Source organism: Actinoplanes xinjiangensis (assembly GCF_003148685.1).
GTDB lineage: Bacteria > Actinomycetota > Actinomycetes > Mycobacteriales > Micromonosporaceae > Actinoplanes > Actinoplanes xinjiangensis.
This window is the reverse complement of record NZ_QGGR01000012.1, coordinates 222,777-240,392: the sequence shown is the minus strand read 5'-3', so window position 1 is coordinate 240,392 and position 17,616 is coordinate 222,777. Positions and strand designations below refer to the sequence as shown.

Sequence of the window (17,616 nt, the reverse complement as noted above, 5' to 3'; positions counted from 1 at the left end):
CCTCTTTTCGCGAGGCGGCCGCTAGGCGTCTCTAGAAGTCGTCGTCGAAGCTGACGGTTCCGGAGACCCCTACCTGGTACGCCGAAACGCGCCGCTCGAAGAAGTTCGACAACTCCTGGACGTCCTGTAGCTCCATGAACGCGAACGGATTGGTGCTGCCGTAGATCGGGTCGATGCCGAGCGCCGCGAGCCGCCGGTCCGCGACGTGCTGGAGGTATTGGCGCATGTCGGAGAGCGACAGTCCGGAGACGCCCTGTTCGAGCAGATCCTCGGCGAACTGGACCTCGCATTCGACGGCCTCGGCGAGCATGTCGCGTACCTGCTGCTCCATGCCGGCGTCGAACAGTTCCGGTTCCTCGGCGCGCACCTGGTCGACGACGTCGAAGGCGAACGCCATGTGCATGCTCTCGTCCCGGAACACCCAGTTGGTACCGGACGCGAGCCCTTGCAGAACACCTCGCGACCGGAGGAAGTAGACGTAGGCGAAAGCGCCGTAGAAGAACAGTCCCTCGATGCACGCCGCGAAGCAGATGACGTTGAGCAGGAACGCCCGCCGGTCCTCGCGGGAACGCAGCGCGCGCAGTTCGAAGACCGAGTCGATCCACTTGAAGCAGAACTCGGCCTTACGCGCGATCGACGGGATGTTGTCGACGGCGGCGAACGCCTCGGCCCGCTCCTTGTCGTCGGGCACGTAGGTGTCGAGCAGGTTCAGATAGAACTGGACGTGCACGGCCTCCTCGAACAGCTGCCGCGACAGATAGAGGCGGCCCTCCGGCGAGTTGACGTGCTGGTAGAGGTTGAGGACCAGATTGTTCGCCACGATCGTGTCGCCGGTGGCGAAGAACGCGACCAGCCGGGAGACGAGGTGCTTCTCGGCATCACTGAGAAGCGCCAGGTCGGCGAGGTCGCCGTGCAGGTCGACCTCCTCGACGGTCCAGGTGTTCTTGATGGCGTCCTTGAACCGGTCGAAGAAGTGCGGGTACTTCATCGGCCGCAGGGTCAGGTCCATTCCGGGGTCGAGCAGCATTACTGGCAGGCCTCACATGACTCGGGGTTTTCCAGGGAGCAGAGTTCGGCTTCGGTCGGTGCCGCGATCAGCGAGACCGGTGCGGCCGGCGCGGCCACGGTCACCGTCGCCTGCTGGATGCGGGTCGCCGGCCGGGAACGCAGGTAGTACGACGTCTTCAGGCCGGCCTTCCACGCGTACAGGTACATCGAGGAGACCTTGTTGATCGTCGGCGCGGCCATGAACAGGTTCAGCGACTGCGACTGGTCGATGAACGGCGCACGGGCGGCGGCCAGGTCGATCAGGGCACGCTGCGGCAGTTCCCAGGCGGTACGGAACAGTTCCCGTACATCCTCGGGCAGATCGAGAATGCCCTGCACCGAACCCTCGGCGCGCTTGATCGCCTCCCGGATCGGCGCGGTCCACAATCCACGGGACTTGAGTTCGCGTACCAGATAGGTGTTGATCTGGAGGAACTCGCCGGACATCGTCTCGCGCTTGAACAGGTTGGAGACCTGCGGCTCGATGCATTCGTAGGCGCCGGCGATTGACGCGATCGTCGCCGTCGGCGCGATCGCGATCAGCAGCGAATTGCGCAGACCGTGCTCGGCGATCTTCTCCTTCAGCGCCGCCCACCGATCGGCCTGGGTGACCTGCGTGCCCCACAATTCGTGGTGCAGATCGCCCTTCGCCGCACGGGTCTCCGGATAGGCCGGATGCGGGCCGAACGACGCGGCCAGATCGGCCGACACCTCCAGCGCGGTCAGGAAGATCTCCTCCTGGACACGCGTGGACAGCGAACGGGCCGCCTCGGAGTCGAACGGCAGCCGCAGTGTGAAGAACGCGTCCTGCAGTCCCATCAGGCCCAGACCGACCGGGCGCCAGCGCGGATTGGACGCGGCCGCCTGCTGCGAGGGGTAGTAGTTGATGTCGATGACCCGGTCCAGGTAGACCACGGCCGTGCGAACGGTCTCGCGCAGCTTCTCCCAGTCGACGCCGCCGGCGGTGACGTGCGCCCCCAGATTGATCGACCCGAGGTTGCAGACGGCCGTCTCGTCGTCGTTGTTGACCTCGAGGATCTCGGTGCACAGATTCGACAGGTGGATGACGTTGCCGGGCTCGCCGGTCTGATTGGACAGCGCGTTGGACCGGTCCTTGAACGTCATCCAGCCGTTGCCGGTCTGGGCGAGTGTGCGCATCATCCGCCCGTACAGATCGCGGGCCTTGACGGTTTTGACCGCCTTCTTCTCCGCCGCCCGGTAGGCCTCGTCGAATGCCTCACCGAACAGGTCGGTCAGTTCCGGGGCGTCGGACGGATCGATGAGCGACCAGTCTCCGTCGGCCTCGACACGGCGCATGAACTCGTCCGGGATCCAGTTGGCCAGGTTGAGATTGTGGGTGCGGCGTGATTCCTCGCCGGTGTTGTCCCGCAGTTCCAGGAATTCCTCGACGTCGGGGTGCCACGGCTCCAGATAGACGCAGGCCGCGCCCTTGCGCCGGCCGCCCTGATTGACCGCCGCCACCCCGGCGTCGAGGGTCTTCAGAAAGGGGACGATGCCGTTCGATCGCCCGTTGGTACCGCGGATCAGCGCGCCCCGGCCCCGGACCCGCGACCAGGCGATGCCGATGCCGCCGGAGAACTTCGACAGTTTCGCGACCTGGTGATAACGCTCGTAGATCGAGTCGAGTTCGTCCCTGGGAGAGTCGACCAGGAAACACGACGACATCTGAGTGTGCCGGGTTCCGGAGTTGAAGAGCGTCGGCGAGCTGGGCAGATAGGCAAGCGACGACATCAGACGGTAGAAGTCGATCGCCTCGCGGGCATCTTTCGACAGGCCGCAGGCGACCCGCAGCAGCCAGTACTGCGGCGTCTCCACGACCAGCCGCTCGTGCGGGTGGCGCAGCAGGTAACGGTCGGCGACCGTCCGCAGGCCGAAGTACTCGAACCGCAGGTCACCGCGCAGGTCCACGGCGTCGTCGAGCTTGCGGGCGTTGCGGGCCACGAACGCTGCCGTCCCGTCGCCGATCAGGCCGAGCCCGTGGGCGTAGCGGATCGACTGACTGAAGCTCGCGACGCCCTGGCCGCGAACCTCCTTGTCGACGTACGCGGCGAGCAGACGGGCCGCCAGCCGCGAGTACTGCGGCTCCTCACCGATCAGCTCGGCAGCCGTCTGGATCGACAGTTTGTCCAGCTCAGCGGTGCTCGCTCCGTCGTACAGGCCGCTGATGGTCCGGGTCGCCACCCGCAGTGGATCAACCTCGTCCAGGTCGGCGACCCACAACTCGACCGCTTTGACGATCTTGTTGACGTCGACCGGCTCCAGGTCGCCGTTCCGCTTGCGCACCTGCATCACGTGCCGTCGCTGTTCCGGCACGCCCGCCTTCTGCGGCGTGAGTGTCATGCTCTCTCCTCGCGAGCTGGGCGCGTGGGAGCAGACACCATCGGTCCCCGGGCACGCGGCCGCGGGGACACCTCGGCGTCGGCCGTCCCACGCGGCCTTCGACCGCCGCACACCACGGTGGCGTACGGCGCGCTGGCAGGTCTTCGGACTCGTGGGCACGGCCTTCGAAAAAGCCACCTACTGGCCGTCGCTTCCCAGGCTCGATACCGGGCCCAGTGCTCATCTGACGGCGGTCGTTCCCACTCACCGCTGCGGGGCAGTCCCGGTTTCCCACCGGGTTCCCTGTTGCCTCGGGCAGGCCAATGCCGACCTCCCCGAACCAGCTGCGGGGACACCATATATGGGCGGCATCCGAAACTCCTAACCCAACATGGTGTGTTGACCACGTCACTCCCGGATTTCCGGTAGATATTGATCCATGACTTATCCACCACCGCGGTATCACGGGATCACCGGGGAGAAGAGCGCCCTCTACCGGCCCGCGGACACACCGCCCGAGTTCGTCTACCCGAACAACGGGACCAGGATCCACTACCTGGCGACCGGGCCCTCCACGGGCGGGCTCTTCGGCCTCTACCGGTGGGAGTGCGGGCCCGGCGTCACCGGCCCGGACCCCCATTTCCACCGTACGATCAGCGAGTCGTTCTACATCCTGTCCGGCGTCATGAACATCTACAACGGCGAGAAGTGGATCGAAGCGGAACCCGGCGACTGGGTGCACGTGCCGATCGGCGGAACCCACGGATTCAAGAACCGGTCCGGTGCACCCGTGTCGATGCTGCTGCACTTCTCCCCCGGAGCGCCGCGCGAAAGCTACTTCGAAGGCCTCGCGCACCTCGACGAGATGACCGACGAGGAACGCACCGAGTTCTACCTCAAGCACGACAACATCTGGCTGGACTGACGGTTTCCGGGCTCCCGCGGGTGGGGGCCCGGGCCCGACGCGCCTGCACGATCACGGCGCGCCGGGCCGATAACGTGGGCGGATGACCGACGACTGGACCACGACCCTGCCGCGCAAGCGGATGGGAGCCGGGGTGCTGTTCTGCGACGAGCAGGAGCGGGTGCTGCTCGTCGAGCCGACGTACAAGCCGGACTGGGAGGTGCCCGGCGGCTGTGTGGAGGCCGACGAGTCGCCTCGCGCCGCGGCCGAGCGCGAAGTCCTCGAGGAACTGGGGCTGTCCGTCTCGGTGGGACGCCTGCTGGTCACCGACTGGGTCGGGCCGCGCGACGGCCGTACCGAAGGATTGATGTTGATCTTTGACGGTGGGGCGCTCGTGAATGGTGACCCTGTCCGCCTGCCCGCCGCCGAGCTGCGCGGTTGGGCCTGGTGCACCGAGCCGGAGGCGGCCGGAAGGCTGTCGCCGTTGCTGGCCCGGCGGGTCGCCGCGGCGGTGCGGGCCCGCGCCGCGGGCGCCGCCGCCTACCTGGAGAACGGTTACGACGTGGCCTGAGCGGCCTCCTCGATCTCGGCCAGGACGGTCGTCGCGCCGGCCGCCGACGCCAGCGCACGCGCCTCGGTGATCATGTCGGCGGGGTCGCGGCCCTCGGCGGCCGCGATGTAGATCAGGCCGACCAGGTTCGCCGCGACACCGACCGGGAAGTCGTGCTCACGGCGCAGGGCCGTCGACTCCTCCAGCAGCTCACGGGCCGCCGTCAGGTTTCCGGCGCGGTGCTCGGCGACACCGAGATGCCGCAGGGCGAACGAACGGGTCAGCGGGTCACCGCGCTCGGCGGCCCGCCGGAAGAACGGCACCGCCTCGGCGTCGTCCTGCCGCACCACCTGATGGAAGATGCCGGTCCAGCACAGCGCCTCGGCCTCGCCGGTCACGTCGCCGGCCTGCCGGAAGAGGGTGACCGCCCGGTCCAGCAGCGGCAACTCGTCCTGATGGTCGCCGGTCCCGGTCAGGAACCGGGCATGCGCCAGTTTCGCCCGGCTCAGGCAGATCTCCGCCTGCTGAACGGACAATCGCCGGTCGGCTCCGGCCAGCTCCGCCGGATCACCGGCGAACGCGGCCCGGTGATAGGCGTGCGACGGCGCGAACCGCGGAGCCGTACGCCGCAGGTCCTTGCGCATCTGCTGGGTGGTGATCTGGTAGCCGGAGGTCCGGTAGAGGTCGGCGGCGGCCGGATTGGCCCCGAAGACGTTGAGTTCCAGCGCGGCGGCCCCGCGCTCACGGGCCGCCGCCTCGCCCGCCGCGAGCAGCGCCCGGCCCAGACCCCGGCCGCGGTGCTCGCCGGCCACCTCGATGTCGTAGAGGAAGGCGCAGTCCGGGACGCCACGCGGATGGGTCAGGCCGATCCACAGTCGTCCGACCGGCTCGCCGTCGACCGTGCCGGTCAGCAGCAGCATCCCGTCGGTGTCCGCGCCCTGCGGGAGCCGCGCCGCATTCTCCGCACGGGCCCGCTCGTAGGAGCCCTCGGCCGGCCAGTTCCCCGCCGCGACCTGGTCACCGGCATAGTCGGTGGCGAGATCGTGTTGCCAGCGGTCGTACTCGGTGGGGGTCATCGGACGCACGGTCACCTCGGTCATTCGAAAAATCTTAGAGAAGTCGGTAGAAAGCGTGGGGTCCCGTTCGTCATGGGGGTGTTCGTCGGTAGTTCGTCGAGAGAAGGAGAACGAGGATGAAGTACCTGATGCTGGTGTGTGTGGACCCGGACTTCACGCCCGGTGCGGACGACGGCAAGCCGGACGTCGACGACTGGGTCGGTGAGATGGACGGCAAGGGGATCCGCCTGATGGGCGACCGGACCCGGCCCGCGAGCGCGGCCACCACGGTCCGGGTACGCAACCGGGAGGTGCTGGTCACCGACGGCCCGTTCGTCGAGACGAAGGACCTGATCGCCGGGTTCGACGTGCTCGAGTGCGAAGACCTGGACCAGGCGATCGAGGTCGCGACGCAGCATCCGATGGCGTGGGCCGGAGCCATCGAACTGCGTCCGGTGTGGCCCTGGGGCGATGAATAAGGAGATCGCCGCGGTCTACGCCGACGGGTGGGGCCGGATCGTCGCCACGATGATCCGGTTCACCGGCGACTGGAGTCTCGCGGAGGAGTGCACCCAGGAGGCCTTCGCGACCGCGCTGCGCGTGTGGCCGGAGACCGGGACACCCGATCAGCCGCTCGCCTGGCTGACCACGGTGGCCCGGCGTACCGCCGTGGACCGGTTGCGGCGGGCCACCGTGGAGCGGGCGAAGCTGCAGGAGGTGGCCATGGAACCGGCGCCGTGGACGGCGGACTCGGAGATCCCCGACGACCGGCTGGAACTCATGTTCACCTGCTGCCATCCGGCACTCAACGTGGAGGCACAGGTCGCGCTGACCCTGCGCGGCGTCGCCGGGATGAGCACCGCGGAGATCGCGCGGGCGTTCCTGGTGCCGGAGAAGACGATGGGGCAGCGGATCTTCCGGGCCAAACAGCGGATCAAGCAGGCGGGCATCCCGTTCCGGGTGCCGCCGGGCCACCTGCTGCCGGAGCGGTTGACGGCCGTCCTGCACGTGCTCTACCTGCTGTTCAACGAGGGCTACTCGGGATCCGGGGAGCTGTGCCGGGAGGCGATCCGGATCGGGCGGACCCTGGTCGGCCTGATGCCCGACGAACCGGAGGCACAGGGCCTGCTCGCGCTGATGCTGGTGCAGGACGCCCGCCGCACGGCCCGGACCGGGGCCGACGGGACGCTGCTCAGCCTGGACGAACAGGACCGGGCCCGATGGGACCGGGCGCTCATCGAGGAGGGCGCCGCACTCTGTGAACGGGCGCTGCGCCGGGGTAAGGCCGGGCCCTTCCAGCTTCAGGCGGCGATCGCGGTCTGTCACGCGACGGCGGCCAGTGTGGAGGAGACGGACTGGCCGCAGATCGCCGGACTCTACGAGCACCTGCGCCGGGTCACGCCGGGCCCCGTCGTGGACCTGAACCGGGCCGTCGCCGTCGCCATGGCCTCCGGACCGGAGGCCGGGCTCGCCCTGGTCGACGCCATCGACGGACTGGACGGCTATCACCTGCTGCACGCCACCCGCGCCGACCTGCTGCGCCGCGCCGGCCGCAACGACGAGGCGGCCGGCAGCTGGCGGCGGGCGCTCGACCTCGCACCCACCGAGGCGGAGCGGCGGCTGCTCACCGACCGGTTGGCGGCCGCGCCGGCCGGCTCTGCGGTCAGCGGCGGGCCAGCAGCTTCTCCGCGAACCGCGCCTCCAGGAGCGCCGCCTTCCGCGCCACGGCCGGGAGGGTGATCACGAAGAACACCGACAGGACGCCGTAGAAGGCGACCGTGGTCAGGTAGGCGTCGCCGAACCCCAGCAGCTCCGGCAGCTCTCTGCCGTCGCTCGGCAGCGACCAGCCCCACAGCACCCAGGTGAGGCCGCCGAGGATGGCGGCCCACCAGGTGGCGACCAGGGTGAATGCGATCGAGCTGGGGATCCAGCGAAGGGCGGCGTGCGCCAGGTCGCGCCAGGTCTGCCCGTCGGCGAGCACCGCGAAGAGCCTCGCGGGCAGGGTGGCGGCCCCCGCCATGCGGTAGTCGGGGCTTGCGATGTGCCGCTCCAGCACCGGCGCGATCCGCTCACGCTCGGCGGTGGCGAAACCGCGGGCCTGCATCAGAGCGAAGAAGCTCAACGGCACGCCGACCCAGAGGACGGCCAGCCCGACACCCACCGAGAGCGCGGTGACGCAGACGAGGACCGAGGCCAGGGCCATCGGCAGGCCGGTCAGCACATAGCGGGTGTCGGCGGCCAGCCGGGGCAGGACACGGGCGACCGGGGCGGGTGTGAGGACCGGGTCGAGTTGCGTCGTCGTCATGGTGTCGACGCTATGCAGTGGGAGGTCCGTTGTGGATACGGTGGGCACTAGGGTTGAGGGTAGTGCTGGCACTACCTTCGGGACGTTCACACCGGCGCCCAGGGCGATGATCTCACCGACGGCTGCGGCGTTCGGTTGACGCCTCATCGGAGTGCCGGCGCCGCTGCCGCCCGCCGGGTGACCGCGACGGCCTCGCCGAGAAAGCTGAGGCCGATGGCGAGCTGGACCGGCCGTGCGCTCGGGGACATCCCGCATCGCGTGGCTGCCGCGCCGAACGCCAGCATGACCACGAGTGAGGCGGCGACGGCCGCGAACGTCCGGCCCTCGTAGCGTTGCCACAGGCGGCCGGAACGTTCGAAGACGGCCACGAACCGGCCGCGGAGGTAACCGAGGGCGATCCCGAGCAGGGATCCGCCGGCAAGCCATGCCCGGTCGCGGGGGCCCAGTCCTTCGGTGCGGATCAGGATCCAGATGCCGATGCCGGTCAGGACGACCGGTGGCACCCAGAGATCACGCATGTCCAACGGCTCTCCGACCGCACGTCGGATCACCACCACGATCACCGCCACGGCGATCACCAGCAGCCAGATCATCAACGCCTCCTGTTTTTAGCACGAGCCTGCTACAACAATGTGGCATGGCCGTGCTAGAAAAGTCCACATGCCGAAGGTCGTGGATCCCGGACAGCGGCGTGAGGCGATCGCCGATGCAGTGCTGGCCGTCGTGGCTCGCGAAGGCCTCTCGGCAGCGACCCTGCGCAACGTGGCCGCCGAGGCGAATCTGGCGATCGGCTCGGTCCGGCACTATTTCGACAGCCACGACGAGCTGATCATCTTCGCGGCGCAGGAGCTCGACCGTCGTATCAGCCGGCGCGTCCGCGCCCACGCCGAGCAGATCTTCGCGAACACCAGCCGATCCGCGAACACCAGTCGGTCGGCGAACACCGATCGGTCCACGAACACCGAGCGACATGGGGTCAGCGGCCGCTTCACGACCAACGACCGGCAGCCGGTCGGCGACCGCTCCACAAACGTCGCCGGCCCCGTCAACGGCGGTCTTGAGCAGGTGTCCGCGGATTCCGGCGGTCGCGCTGAACGGCGGCGGCTCAGTGAGGAACTGCTCGCTGAGTGGCTACCACTCGATGACGCACGTCATCAAGAGACCGTGTTACGGCACACCTTCACCGTCGCCGCCCGCACCCGCCCGGAGCTGCGACCCCAGGCCGACGCGCTGCGCGACACGATGATCGCGATCATCCATCGGGTCCTGACCGGCGCCCGCGACCGGGGCGGCCTCTCCCCGGACATCGACACCGACGCCGACATCGATCTCGAGACCGCCCGGCTGCACGCTCTACTCGACGGCCTGTCCCTGCAAGGGCTCACCGAACCCCGGCACGTCCGGAAGATCCTCCGCCATCACCTCGACGGGCTGACCGGCCGGCCGAGCTGAACCTCCGCGCCCGGCCGGAACAGCCGTACCCACCGAGCTAACCGACCGACCGAGCCAACCGGCCCCACCGAACCAACCGGCCCCGCCGAGCCAACTGGCCCGACCGAGCCAACCGGCCCGACTGAAATCATGGGCCCGCCGAAATCACCGGCCCGGCCGAGCCACCGGCTCAGCGGAAGCCACCGGCTCAACCGGAACCACCGGCTCGACGGGACCCACAGACTCGTCAGGCTCGGGGGACGCCGCCGGCTCGGCCGGGATCACCGCGATGCCGGCGAGGATCAGCACACCGCCGGCCATCTGCAACGGCGTGAGCTGCTCATCCACCACGATCCACGCGAGGATCGACGCGAACACGACCTCCAGCAGCCCGACGAACGACGCCAGCCGCGAACCGAGGCGCCCGGATCCGAAGATGCCCGTCGCGTACGCCACCGCCGTTCCGAAGAACGCCACCACCATCAGTGGCACCCACCACGGGACGACCGAACCGAGCAGCGGAATCGTACCGAAGCTCATCTCCATCGGCACGATCCCGAGGAGCCCGGCCAGCCCCAGGGTGAGACCGCCGAGCAGCAGTCCGGTCCCGGCGAGCGCGACCGGCGGGAGCCCGTCGGCGGGCCGGGCGGCGACCACGAAGTAGACGGCGCATCCCACGGCGGCGGCGAACGCGAGCGCCACCCCGACGGGGTCGACGGCGCCGAGCGCGCCGGGCCCGATCACCAGCACCAGTCCGCCGATGGCCAGCACCGATCCGAGCAGCACCATCGGCCGGGGCATCCGCCGGGTGGTGGCGGCGACCCAGACGACCAGCAGCAGGGGTGCCAGATATTCGACGAGCAGGGCGGTGGACACCGGGATGCGCCGGATCGCCGCGAAGTAGGTGAGCTGCGTGAACGCGACCGCGATGACGCCCATGCCGACGATCCGCAGGCGGCCGCGCCACAGTGCGTCCCACCGGCCCCGCAGCGAGAACAGCACGAGCGGCAGCAACAGGAGACCGGCGACGACGGCGCGGGCGGTGACGGCGGCGGCCGGCGACCAGCCCGCTTCGAGCAGTGGCTTGATGAACGCGCCGGAGGTGGCGAAGGTGGCCGCCGAGGTGACCGCGGCGGCCAGCCCGACGAGCTGCGGCGATTTCACGACAACCCCCTGTGATGGGCTAAATTGCTTACACCCCTGACGCTAGGCCGCCCCCAATAAGGAGTCAAATTGCTTTTTGCCCCTGACACTGAGGAGGCGCTCCAGTTCATCGTGGACCTCGCCAACACCACGGCGACCGCCTCGCGCTCCGGTGCGGACGAGCTGACCACGCTCGCCGAACTCGATGCGCTGCTCCTCACCTACTCCGGCCGCAAAGACCGTGACCAGGCCGAACTCCGGGCCGTCCGGGAGACGCGCGACCTGCTGCGCGCGGTGTGGACACTCGATCGCGACGACGCCGTCGAGGCGGTCAACCGGATGCTTCGCGAGGCGCGCGCCGTGCCGTACCTCACCCGCCACGACGGTTCGGATTGGCACATCCACGCCACCGAGCCCGACGCGCCCCTCGCCGAGCGCATCCGCGTCGAGGCGGCGATGGCACTCATCGACGTCATCCGCATGGACGAGACCGGCCGCCTCCGTGTCTGCGACGCCGACGACTGCGACGGCCTGTTCATCGACCTCTCCCGCAACGGCTCCCGACGCTTCTGCTCGGTCCGCTGCGGCAACCGGGTCAATATGACGGCCTTCCGAGCAAGAAAAGCCGAAAAACAATGATTCCGTACGATCTACGCCGAGCACCCGGGCTACCCCGCGACGCAGGCGGCCGGTCCCGGCCGACAACGCGACCGCCGGGCGTATGCGATGGACCGGCTGGCTCCCACCGCTGTCTCAGCGCGGCTGAGACAGCGGTGGGGACCAGCCGGTCTTCCGGTGGCCGCCGGTCTTCCGGTGGCCGCCGGCCGTCCAGTGGCCGAGCCTCCAGTGGCCGAGCCTCCAGTGGCCGAGCCTCCAGTGGCCGAGCCTCCAGTGGCCGAGCCTCCAGTGGCCGAGCCTCCAGTGGCCGAGCCTCCAGTGGCCGAGCCTCCAGTGGCCGAGCCTCCAGTGGCCGAGCCTCCAGTGGCCGGGCCTGGCGGATCGCCGTGGATCAGGGGGTGCGTGCGCTGTCGAGGAGGCTGTTGACCAGGGCGGACACGGTTTCCGGATCGCGGACGGTGGCGACGAAGCAGCGGCCGGACGAGAGTTCGAGCCGGACGCCCGGGCCGCCGCGCAGGATCAGGCCACGGCCGCGGCCGTCCAGGCTGTAGCGGTAGCCCCAGCCGCCCCACTCGAAGACGTGCACGGTGGTGGGTGCGGCCGACACGATCTCGCGCATCGGGATCCGGACGCGCGGCCGGCCCCACGGCCCGAAGCCGACGGTCACGCCACGGGCGTCAACGGTGAAGCGGGTCCGCAGCATCAGCAGCACGGCCACGGCGCCGACCAGCAGCGGTGCGGCCGCCCAGGCGTTGACACCGACGGCGAGGACCACGGCGACCACCAGCAGTGGCACCAGGGCGATCCAGGCGGCGCGGGGCATCGGCGGCGTCTCGCTCCAGACGGCCCGCTGGCCCGGTGCCAGGTCGAGGCGGGCGAGCCCGGCGGGCGGCGGGCCGGTGGCGGCGGGCTCCTCGGGGACGGTCCCGCAGGCCCGGGCGACGAGTGCACCCCACCCGGCGGCGCCGAGGAGCAGCACCATGATGTGCCAGGACGGGCTCGGCACCTCGGCGGCGGTGGCCACGTCCAGCGACAGCGCGACGGTCATCAGCCAGATCGCGGCCGTCCCGCCGGTGACGGCACCGGCGATGCCGATCACGGCCCGGCGGACCCGCCGGCGCAGACCCGGGGCGAGCACGGCGACGAGGGCGGCGGCCAGCGGCACCGCTGCAACCACGAGCAGCATGGTCACCATGGCGCCGACCCCGGTCGTGCCGTCGACGCGACCGGCGAAGTCCCAGTGACTGGGCAGCGGGTCGGGCAGCCGGTCGCGCCAGATCGGCCCGGTGAGCGGCACCAGCGCCGCCGGCGCCGCCGCGAGCGCGAACGCCCACCACAAAGACACCCTGTTCCTCGGTCGTTCGGTCATGCCAGCCTCCGTACCTCGTCCACGAGTTCATCGACGTTCAGCCCTAGTCGCCGGCCGGCGACGAGCAGGTTCTGCACCGCGTCGACCAGGCGAGCCCGGTCGGCGGCGTCACCGCGGCGGATCGTGGCGCCGCGACCACGGCGTAGCTCGATCAGGCCCTCGTCACGCAAGCGCGCGTAGGCCCGAAGGATCGTGTGCATGTTGACCTGCAACGACTCGGCCAGGTCGCGGGCGGCGGGGAGCCGGTCGCCGGGCGCCAGCTCGCCGGCGGCGACCGCACCACGCACGTGGGCGGCGATCTGATCGGCGAGCGGCACCCCGGAAGCGGGGTCGATGCGGAACAACATGTTCGCATTCTATGCGAACAATAGAAACAAGCGCCACCCCTTAAGGGCGTACCGCGCGTACACCGTGATCGATACGATGGGTGACATGGTGTGCCCCACCTGCGGACTCGACAACGACCCGGCCGCGGCCGTCTGCGCACGGTGCAACTCGGCGCTGGCCCGTACGGCCCCCACCCACTACGTTCCACCGCCCCCACCGCCGGTACCGGCCGGCCCGAACCGGATCCCGCTGATCGCCGGGGTCTGCGTCCTGCTGGTGATCCTGGCGGTCGCCGCGGGGATCTACTTCAGATCAATCTCCGACGACGCGACTCCGGAGCCGACCGGCGCCCAGCCCGTCCCGACCACGGCGACCGAGCCGGATCCGGAACCGGAACCCACCACACCGCCGACGACGGCGCCCACGACCACCAGCACGCCGGCGGGTGACCCCCGAACCCAGGCGGCCGCGATCGACGCGGTGCTGTCCGACAGCGTGGCCAGCCGGCGCAAGCTCAACCAGGCGATCGAGCAGGTCGGTGGCTGCGACGACCTGGCCGGGGCGGTCGCCGACATCCGTGCGGTCGGTGAGGAGCGGCAGTCACAGATGGAGACGGTGCGCAACGCCGACCTGAGCGCACTGTCCGGCGGCGAGGGACTACGGTCCGGGCTGGTCACGGCGCTGCAGTATGCGTGGGAGGCGGATCAGGGCTTCCTGGCGTGGGCCGAGCCGACCCTGTCCGGCGGCTGCGCGGCGGCTGACGACGCGGGTTACTCCCGGGGCCGGGCCGCGTCGAACAGCGCCGGTACGGCGAAGCGGGCCTTCCTGAGCCGCTGGAACCCGGTCGCCCAGGCCAACGGCCTCCGGACCCGCTCCGCCGAGCAAATCTGAACGGCCGGGATCGAAACGGCCGGGATCGAAACGGCCGGAGTCAGAACGGCCAGTACTGGGCGACGACCGCGGCGATCGCACCGATCGCCGCGACCGCCTCGGTGGCCGACTGCACGGTCCCCAGCTTGTGCCGCAATTGGCCGAGCGCGTGCTCCACCCGGCTGCGGGCCTCCGCGGTCGGGTGCTCCAGCGCCTGCTCGATGATCACGATCTCCGGCTCGACCACGGCCGGCTCGGGAGCGGCCGACCGGATCGTCTCCAGGTGGCCGAGGATCTCGTCGCGCTGGTCACCGTAGTAGAAGTTGTTGGTCTGGCTGACCGTGTTGCGGTCGCCGAAGACCTGCTGGCCACCGTGGAACGTGAAGTTCTCGAAGCGTTGCTCAGCCACCGGTGCCTCCGCTTCTGGGAGCTTTCGGGAAGTTCGTCTGGTTGACGCGGTTGTTGTTACCGAAGATCTGCTGGCCACCGTTGAACGTCTTCGTGCTGAAGTCGAACGACACGTTCGCCGCCTTCATCCGGAACTCGCCGGTGTCCACACCGTGCTCGTCGAGGAAGTCCAGGACCTCCTCGACGACTGCCTTGTCCAACAGAGAAATGTACTTGGCCGCGTCGAGCTCGTTGAGAAACTTGTAGACCGGGTACTCCGCGCCCTCCTCCCGAACGCTGAGGTCGGCGCCGTAGTCGTGGAAGCGCAGTTCGTCGGCGTCCTTGGCGGAGCGGGCCATCCGGCCGGACAGGCGGGCGGCGTCCCAGCCGATCTGGACGAACCAGAGCGGGGCGAACAGGTTGTCCCGGAAGAAGCTCCGCAGGGTCATCGCCGCGGCGTACGTCGGCACACGTTCCGGCCGGAGGATGTCACCGAGCTGGTAGAAGCGGCGGATCTCGGGCATCACCGTGGCGACGAACTCGGCGTAGAGCATGCCGCCCTCGACGGCGAGGTGGACGAACGCCGTGACGGCGACACCACTGTCCTGTGCGGGCAGCACCGGCCGTCCCCCGGGCGTCCGGATGTCCTTGCCGTGCGCCGGGACGACGGCGCGCAGGTAGTAGCGCATGCCACCCTGCGGGCTGCCCTCGATGGCGGCCAGCGTCTCCGGCGAGGCCAGGGTGTACGGCGCTCGCGTGTTGGGGTCGATGAGCGGGTCGTCGGTGCGCCGCCAGCCGTTGGCCACCACGTATGGCACGACGAACACGTTCGGCACCTTCTCGCCCTCATGGAGCTCCGGCGAGCGCAGTCCGATGATGGCGTCGGCGACCCGGCGGTTGAGGGTGGCCCCGTCGAGGCGGATCCGCCGATCGCCCTCGACCGGGTTGAGCGGGATGGCGAAGTCCCAGCCGTGCCAGATCCGGCCGGCGCCGAGGAACGGCTCCCGGTCGTGCACCGACAGGTTGCCGCGCTGCATGCCGGCGACGATGGCGAGCCGGCGCTCGACCCGGGCGTTGGTGGTGCGCGGCGCGCCGGCGGGAGCGCCCGGCGCCAGTTCGGTGGTGATGACACCGAGCGCGTGCCGGCGGGACAGGAACAGCACCGCGCACATGGCGCCGGTCAGTACCACCGGGTAGAGGAGGTCGATGAACGTGAACCCGATATCGGTACCGCCGAGGTCGCTGCGGTAGTAGCTGGACTGGGAGCTCCCGCTGAAGAGGAGGTCGCCGAGGTCACCGGACATGCTCTGCACGACCCAGTAGCCGGCGAGGCAGAACCCGGAGAGCGCGACCGCCGCCACGATCCCCATCCGCACCTGCGGGGGCAGCCCGCCGAGCACCCGGGACCGGAATCCGACGATCACGCCGCAGAGCAGGAGCCAGCTGATCGTCGCGACCGGGCTCAGGCAGAAGCCGACGATCAGCACGAGCGTGACCAGGCCGTACCGCAGGAGGAGGAGACGCCGCGCCCGTAGGCTGTGCCGGACCACCGGGTCGAGGTCGAACCCGTAGGACGGTGGGACCGCCTTGCGCTCGGACTCCAGGACCTCGCGTATCACCCGGTTGGCGAAGTCGATGTCCAGGTAGGGCGCTGCGGACAGGTGTCTGGTGGTCGCGCTCATCGTCTCGGGTGCCCGGTAGGCGGGCGTGCTCAAGAGCGGCTGCGACTGCGGATCCGGATCGACCATCTCAACCCTCCGGAGTGGAATGAGGATCGTCAACGTATCGACTTCAGCGAGTGACGCAACTCCCCCGGTCGGGTGATGGTAGCCGCCGAGAAGCCCGGCCGGCGCGTCACGGCCGGCGGAAGTAGCCTCCGGTCGACTCGCCGCCCGGCGCGCTCGCGACGCAGTGCAGCATGGTGTCGGCACCGACCGGGATCGGCCAGACGTCGCGCTGCCACCTCCGGGTCTTGGCCGGTTCGCTGCTGCGTGAGGTCATCGCCTGCGCGGAACAGGCCTCCGCGATACCGGGCCGCTCGATCAGCGGGTCCGCGTCGTCGATGCGCACCCCGCCGGCCGGCATCGCCACCGCCCGGAACGTCTCCCAGAAGTGCGGCTCGGCGCAGTCCACCGGGCGCGGCGCCACCGCGGCCCCGCTGTTGGCGGTCAGCCCGCCCCAGCACATCGGCTCCACCGGGCAGTAGGTGTCCCCGCAGGCCACGAAGCCCTGCGGCTCCCACTCCTGGGCGGGCTCGGCCGCCCCGGCCGACGCCGCGGGCCCCTGCGTCGTGGCCGCACCCTTGCCGTCGCCGGACAGCAGGCCCCAGGCCAGGACACCGACGACGGTGAGCAGCACCACGGACAGGGCGGCGAGCAGCACGGGCACACGGTTCGGCGAGGACGGCGCGGTACGCGGAGCGGGTGCCGGGACGGGCGTGGGCACGGCGGCCGCCACCGAGTCACGGGCGGCGGCGCCGAACGCGGCCGCCGACGGCCAGCGGTCCCTCGGCTCGATCGCCAGAGCCCGCTCGACGGTCGCCTGCACCGGCACCGGCAGCGTGACCTTGATCGTCCGCGGGCCGCCCTGGAGGCGCTGCAACGCCACCGCATACGGACTGTCGCCGACGAACGGCTTCTCCCCCGCCAGACACTCGTAGGCGACGAGGCCGAGCGAATACACGTCGCTGAGGGCGCCGGCGGGCTCGCCCCGCACCTGTTCGGGTGAGAGGTAGGTGGGCGTACCCAGAATGGCGCCGGAGACCGTCAGGCGGCCGGCCGCCTCGTGCCGGGCGATGCCGAAGTCGGTGATGACCACCGTGCCGTTGCGCCGGACCAGCAGGTTCGCCGGTTTGATGTCGCGGTGCACCAGGCCCTCGTCGTGCACGGCCTGGAGGCCGATGGCCACCTGCTCGATCAGGCGCATCGTCTCCTCGGGGGCGATCCGCCCGTCCCTGGCGAGTCGCTGAGCCAGCGACTCGCCGTCGACGAACTCCATGACCAGGTAGTGAGTTCCCTGGTCACGGCCGAAGTCGTGGATCGAGGCGACGGCCGGGTGGTTGATCCGGGCCATCGACGTGGCCTCCGACTCGAACCGTTTCGCGAAATCCGGGTCGTCGGCGACCGAGGGCAGCATGACCTTGACCGCGACGGTACGCCGCAGCACCTCGTCGACGGCCAGCCACACCTCGCCCATCCCGCCGGCGCCGAGGCGCTGCTGGAGGAGATAACGGTTCCCGAGTCGCGCACCGGCCTGAAGCACCGCGACAGC

The 17,616-nt window shown here is 70.0% G+C and carries 18 protein-coding genes and 1 riboswitch; of the genes, 7 read left to right on the top strand and 11 right to left on the bottom strand.

The window, feature by feature from the left end; translation table 11 throughout:
• Window positions 1-31 precede the first annotated feature (31 nt).
• Both BC793_RS26550 and BC793_RS26545 read right to left on the bottom strand, forming a co-directional pair.
• Window positions 32-1,027: a ribonucleotide-diphosphate reductase subunit beta gene (locus tag BC793_RS26550; RefSeq protein ID WP_109596840.1), complete on the bottom strand. Its 996-nt coding sequence runs from the start codon at window positions 1,025-1,027 to the stop codon at window positions 32-34.
• Window positions 1,027-3,408, bottom strand: a complete 2,382-nt coding sequence (locus BC793_RS26545) for a ribonucleoside-diphosphate reductase subunit alpha (protein ID WP_109596838.1) — start codon at window positions 3,406-3,408, stop codon at window positions 1,027-1,029. The genes BC793_RS26550 and BC793_RS26545 overlap by 1 nt, the downstream gene beginning before the upstream one ends.
• 117 nt (window positions 3,409-3,525) lie before the next feature.
• Window positions 3,526-3,747, bottom strand: a riboswitch (cobalamin riboswitch).
• Window positions 3,748-3,826: 79 nt separating this feature from the next.
• On the opposite strand from BC793_RS26545, the gene BC793_RS26540 reads away from it, so the two are divergent.
• Together BC793_RS26540 and BC793_RS26535 are read left to right on the top strand one after the other, a co-directional pair.
• Window positions 3,827-4,312, top strand: coding sequence for a cupin domain-containing protein (locus BC793_RS26540; protein WP_109596836.1), 486 nt, complete (start codon window positions 3,827-3,829; stop codon window positions 4,310-4,312).
• Window positions 4,313-4,394: 82 nt separating this feature from the next.
• Window positions 4,395-4,862 carry an NUDIX domain-containing protein gene (locus tag BC793_RS26535; protein ID WP_239169897.1) on the top strand — a complete coding sequence of 156 codons (468 nt, stop codon included), beginning with the start codon at window positions 4,395-4,397 and terminating at the stop codon, window positions 4,860-4,862.
• Here the strand turns inward: BC793_RS26535 and BC793_RS51610 are convergent.
• Window positions 4,847-5,941, bottom strand: coding sequence for a GNAT family N-acetyltransferase (locus BC793_RS51610; protein WP_239169898.1), 1,095 nt, complete (start codon window positions 5,939-5,941; stop codon window positions 4,847-4,849). The two genes, BC793_RS26535 and BC793_RS51610, sit on opposite strands and share 16 nt — an antisense overlap.
• A 92-nt stretch (window positions 5,942-6,033) precedes the next feature.
• On the opposite strand from BC793_RS51610, the gene BC793_RS26520 reads away from it, so the two are divergent.
• Together BC793_RS26520 and BC793_RS26515 are read left to right on the top strand one after the other, a co-directional pair.
• Window positions 6,034-6,375, top strand: a complete 342-nt coding sequence (locus BC793_RS26520; RefSeq protein ID WP_109596834.1) for a YciI family protein — start codon at window positions 6,034-6,036, stop codon at window positions 6,373-6,375.
• A complete protein-coding gene (locus tag BC793_RS26515) occupies window positions 6,368-7,636 on the top strand; it encodes an RNA polymerase sigma factor (RefSeq protein WP_109596832.1) in 1,269 nt (422 codons plus the stop codon). The genes BC793_RS26520 and BC793_RS26515 overlap by 8 nt, the downstream gene beginning before the upstream one ends.
• Here the strand turns inward: BC793_RS26515 and BC793_RS26510 are convergent.
• Complete coding sequence (locus BC793_RS26510) at window positions 7,560-8,201, bottom strand: sensor domain-containing protein (RefSeq protein WP_158319372.1); 642 nt, start codon at window positions 8,199-8,201, stop codon at window positions 7,560-7,562. The genes BC793_RS26515 and BC793_RS26510 overlap by 77 nt on opposite strands.
• A gap of 143 nt (window positions 8,202-8,344) precedes the next feature.
• Window positions 8,345-8,794, bottom strand: coding sequence for a DUF1453 domain-containing protein (locus tag BC793_RS26505; RefSeq protein ID WP_239169899.1), 450 nt, complete (start codon window positions 8,792-8,794; stop codon window positions 8,345-8,347).
• Between the two features lie 67 nt (window positions 8,795-8,861).
• On the opposite strand from BC793_RS26505, the gene BC793_RS26500 reads away from it, so the two are divergent.
• A complete protein-coding gene (locus tag BC793_RS26500) occupies window positions 8,862-9,653 on the top strand; it encodes a TetR/AcrR family transcriptional regulator (protein WP_109596826.1) in 792 nt (263 codons plus the stop codon).
• A 144-nt stretch (window positions 9,654-9,797) separates the two neighbouring features.
• Here BC793_RS26500 and BC793_RS26490 read toward each other — a convergent pair whose 3' ends face one another.
• Window positions 9,798-10,796 (bottom strand): EamA family transporter, encoded by a 999-nt coding sequence (locus BC793_RS26490; RefSeq protein WP_109596824.1) that lies wholly within the window; start codon window positions 10,794-10,796, stop codon window positions 9,798-9,800.
• Window positions 10,797-10,865: 69 nt separating this feature from the next.
• On the opposite strand from BC793_RS26490, the gene BC793_RS26485 reads away from it, so the two are divergent.
• Window positions 10,866-11,414 carry a CGNR zinc finger domain-containing protein gene (locus BC793_RS26485; RefSeq protein ID WP_109596822.1) on the top strand — a complete coding sequence of 183 codons (549 nt, stop codon included), beginning with the start codon at window positions 10,866-10,868 and terminating at the stop codon, window positions 11,412-11,414.
• Between the two features lie 370 nt (window positions 11,415-11,784).
• Here the strand turns inward: BC793_RS26485 and BC793_RS26475 are convergent, their stop codons facing one another.
• Both BC793_RS26475 and BC793_RS26470 read right to left on the bottom strand, forming a co-directional pair.
• Window positions 11,785-12,762 carry a hypothetical protein gene (locus BC793_RS26475; protein WP_146246458.1) on the bottom strand — a complete coding sequence of 326 codons (978 nt, stop codon included), beginning with the start codon at window positions 12,760-12,762 and terminating at the stop codon, window positions 11,785-11,787.
• Window positions 12,759-13,109: a GntR family transcriptional regulator gene (locus tag BC793_RS26470; protein WP_109596819.1), complete on the bottom strand. Its 351-nt coding sequence runs from the start codon at window positions 13,107-13,109 to the stop codon at window positions 12,759-12,761. Before BC793_RS26470 ends, BC793_RS26475 begins: the two co-directional genes overlap by 4 nt.
• Window positions 13,110-13,194: 85 nt before the next feature.
• Between BC793_RS26470 and BC793_RS26465 the strand changes: the two genes are divergently transcribed.
• Entirely contained in the window at window positions 13,195-13,980 is a 786-nt protein-coding gene (locus BC793_RS26465; protein ID WP_146246457.1) for a hypothetical protein, read from the top strand.
• A 40-nt stretch (window positions 13,981-14,020) separates the two neighbouring features.
• Here BC793_RS26465 and BC793_RS26460 read toward each other — a convergent pair whose 3' ends face one another.
• The 3 genes from BC793_RS26460 to BC793_RS26450 form a co-directional block, all read right to left on the bottom strand.
• Complete coding sequence (locus BC793_RS26460) at window positions 14,021-14,368, bottom strand: hypothetical protein (RefSeq protein ID WP_109596815.1); 348 nt, start codon at window positions 14,366-14,368, stop codon at window positions 14,021-14,023.
• Window positions 14,361-16,094: a hypothetical protein gene (locus tag BC793_RS26455; protein ID WP_109596813.1), complete on the bottom strand. Its 1,734-nt coding sequence runs from the start codon at window positions 16,092-16,094 to the stop codon at window positions 14,361-14,363. Before BC793_RS26455 ends, BC793_RS26460 begins: the two co-directional genes overlap by 8 nt.
• 106 nt (window positions 16,095-16,200) lie before the next feature.
• Complete coding sequence (locus BC793_RS26450) at window positions 16,201-17,607, bottom strand: serine/threonine-protein kinase (RefSeq protein WP_146246456.1); 1,407 nt, start codon at window positions 17,605-17,607, stop codon at window positions 16,201-16,203.
• Window positions 17,608-17,616 lie beyond the last annotated feature (9 nt).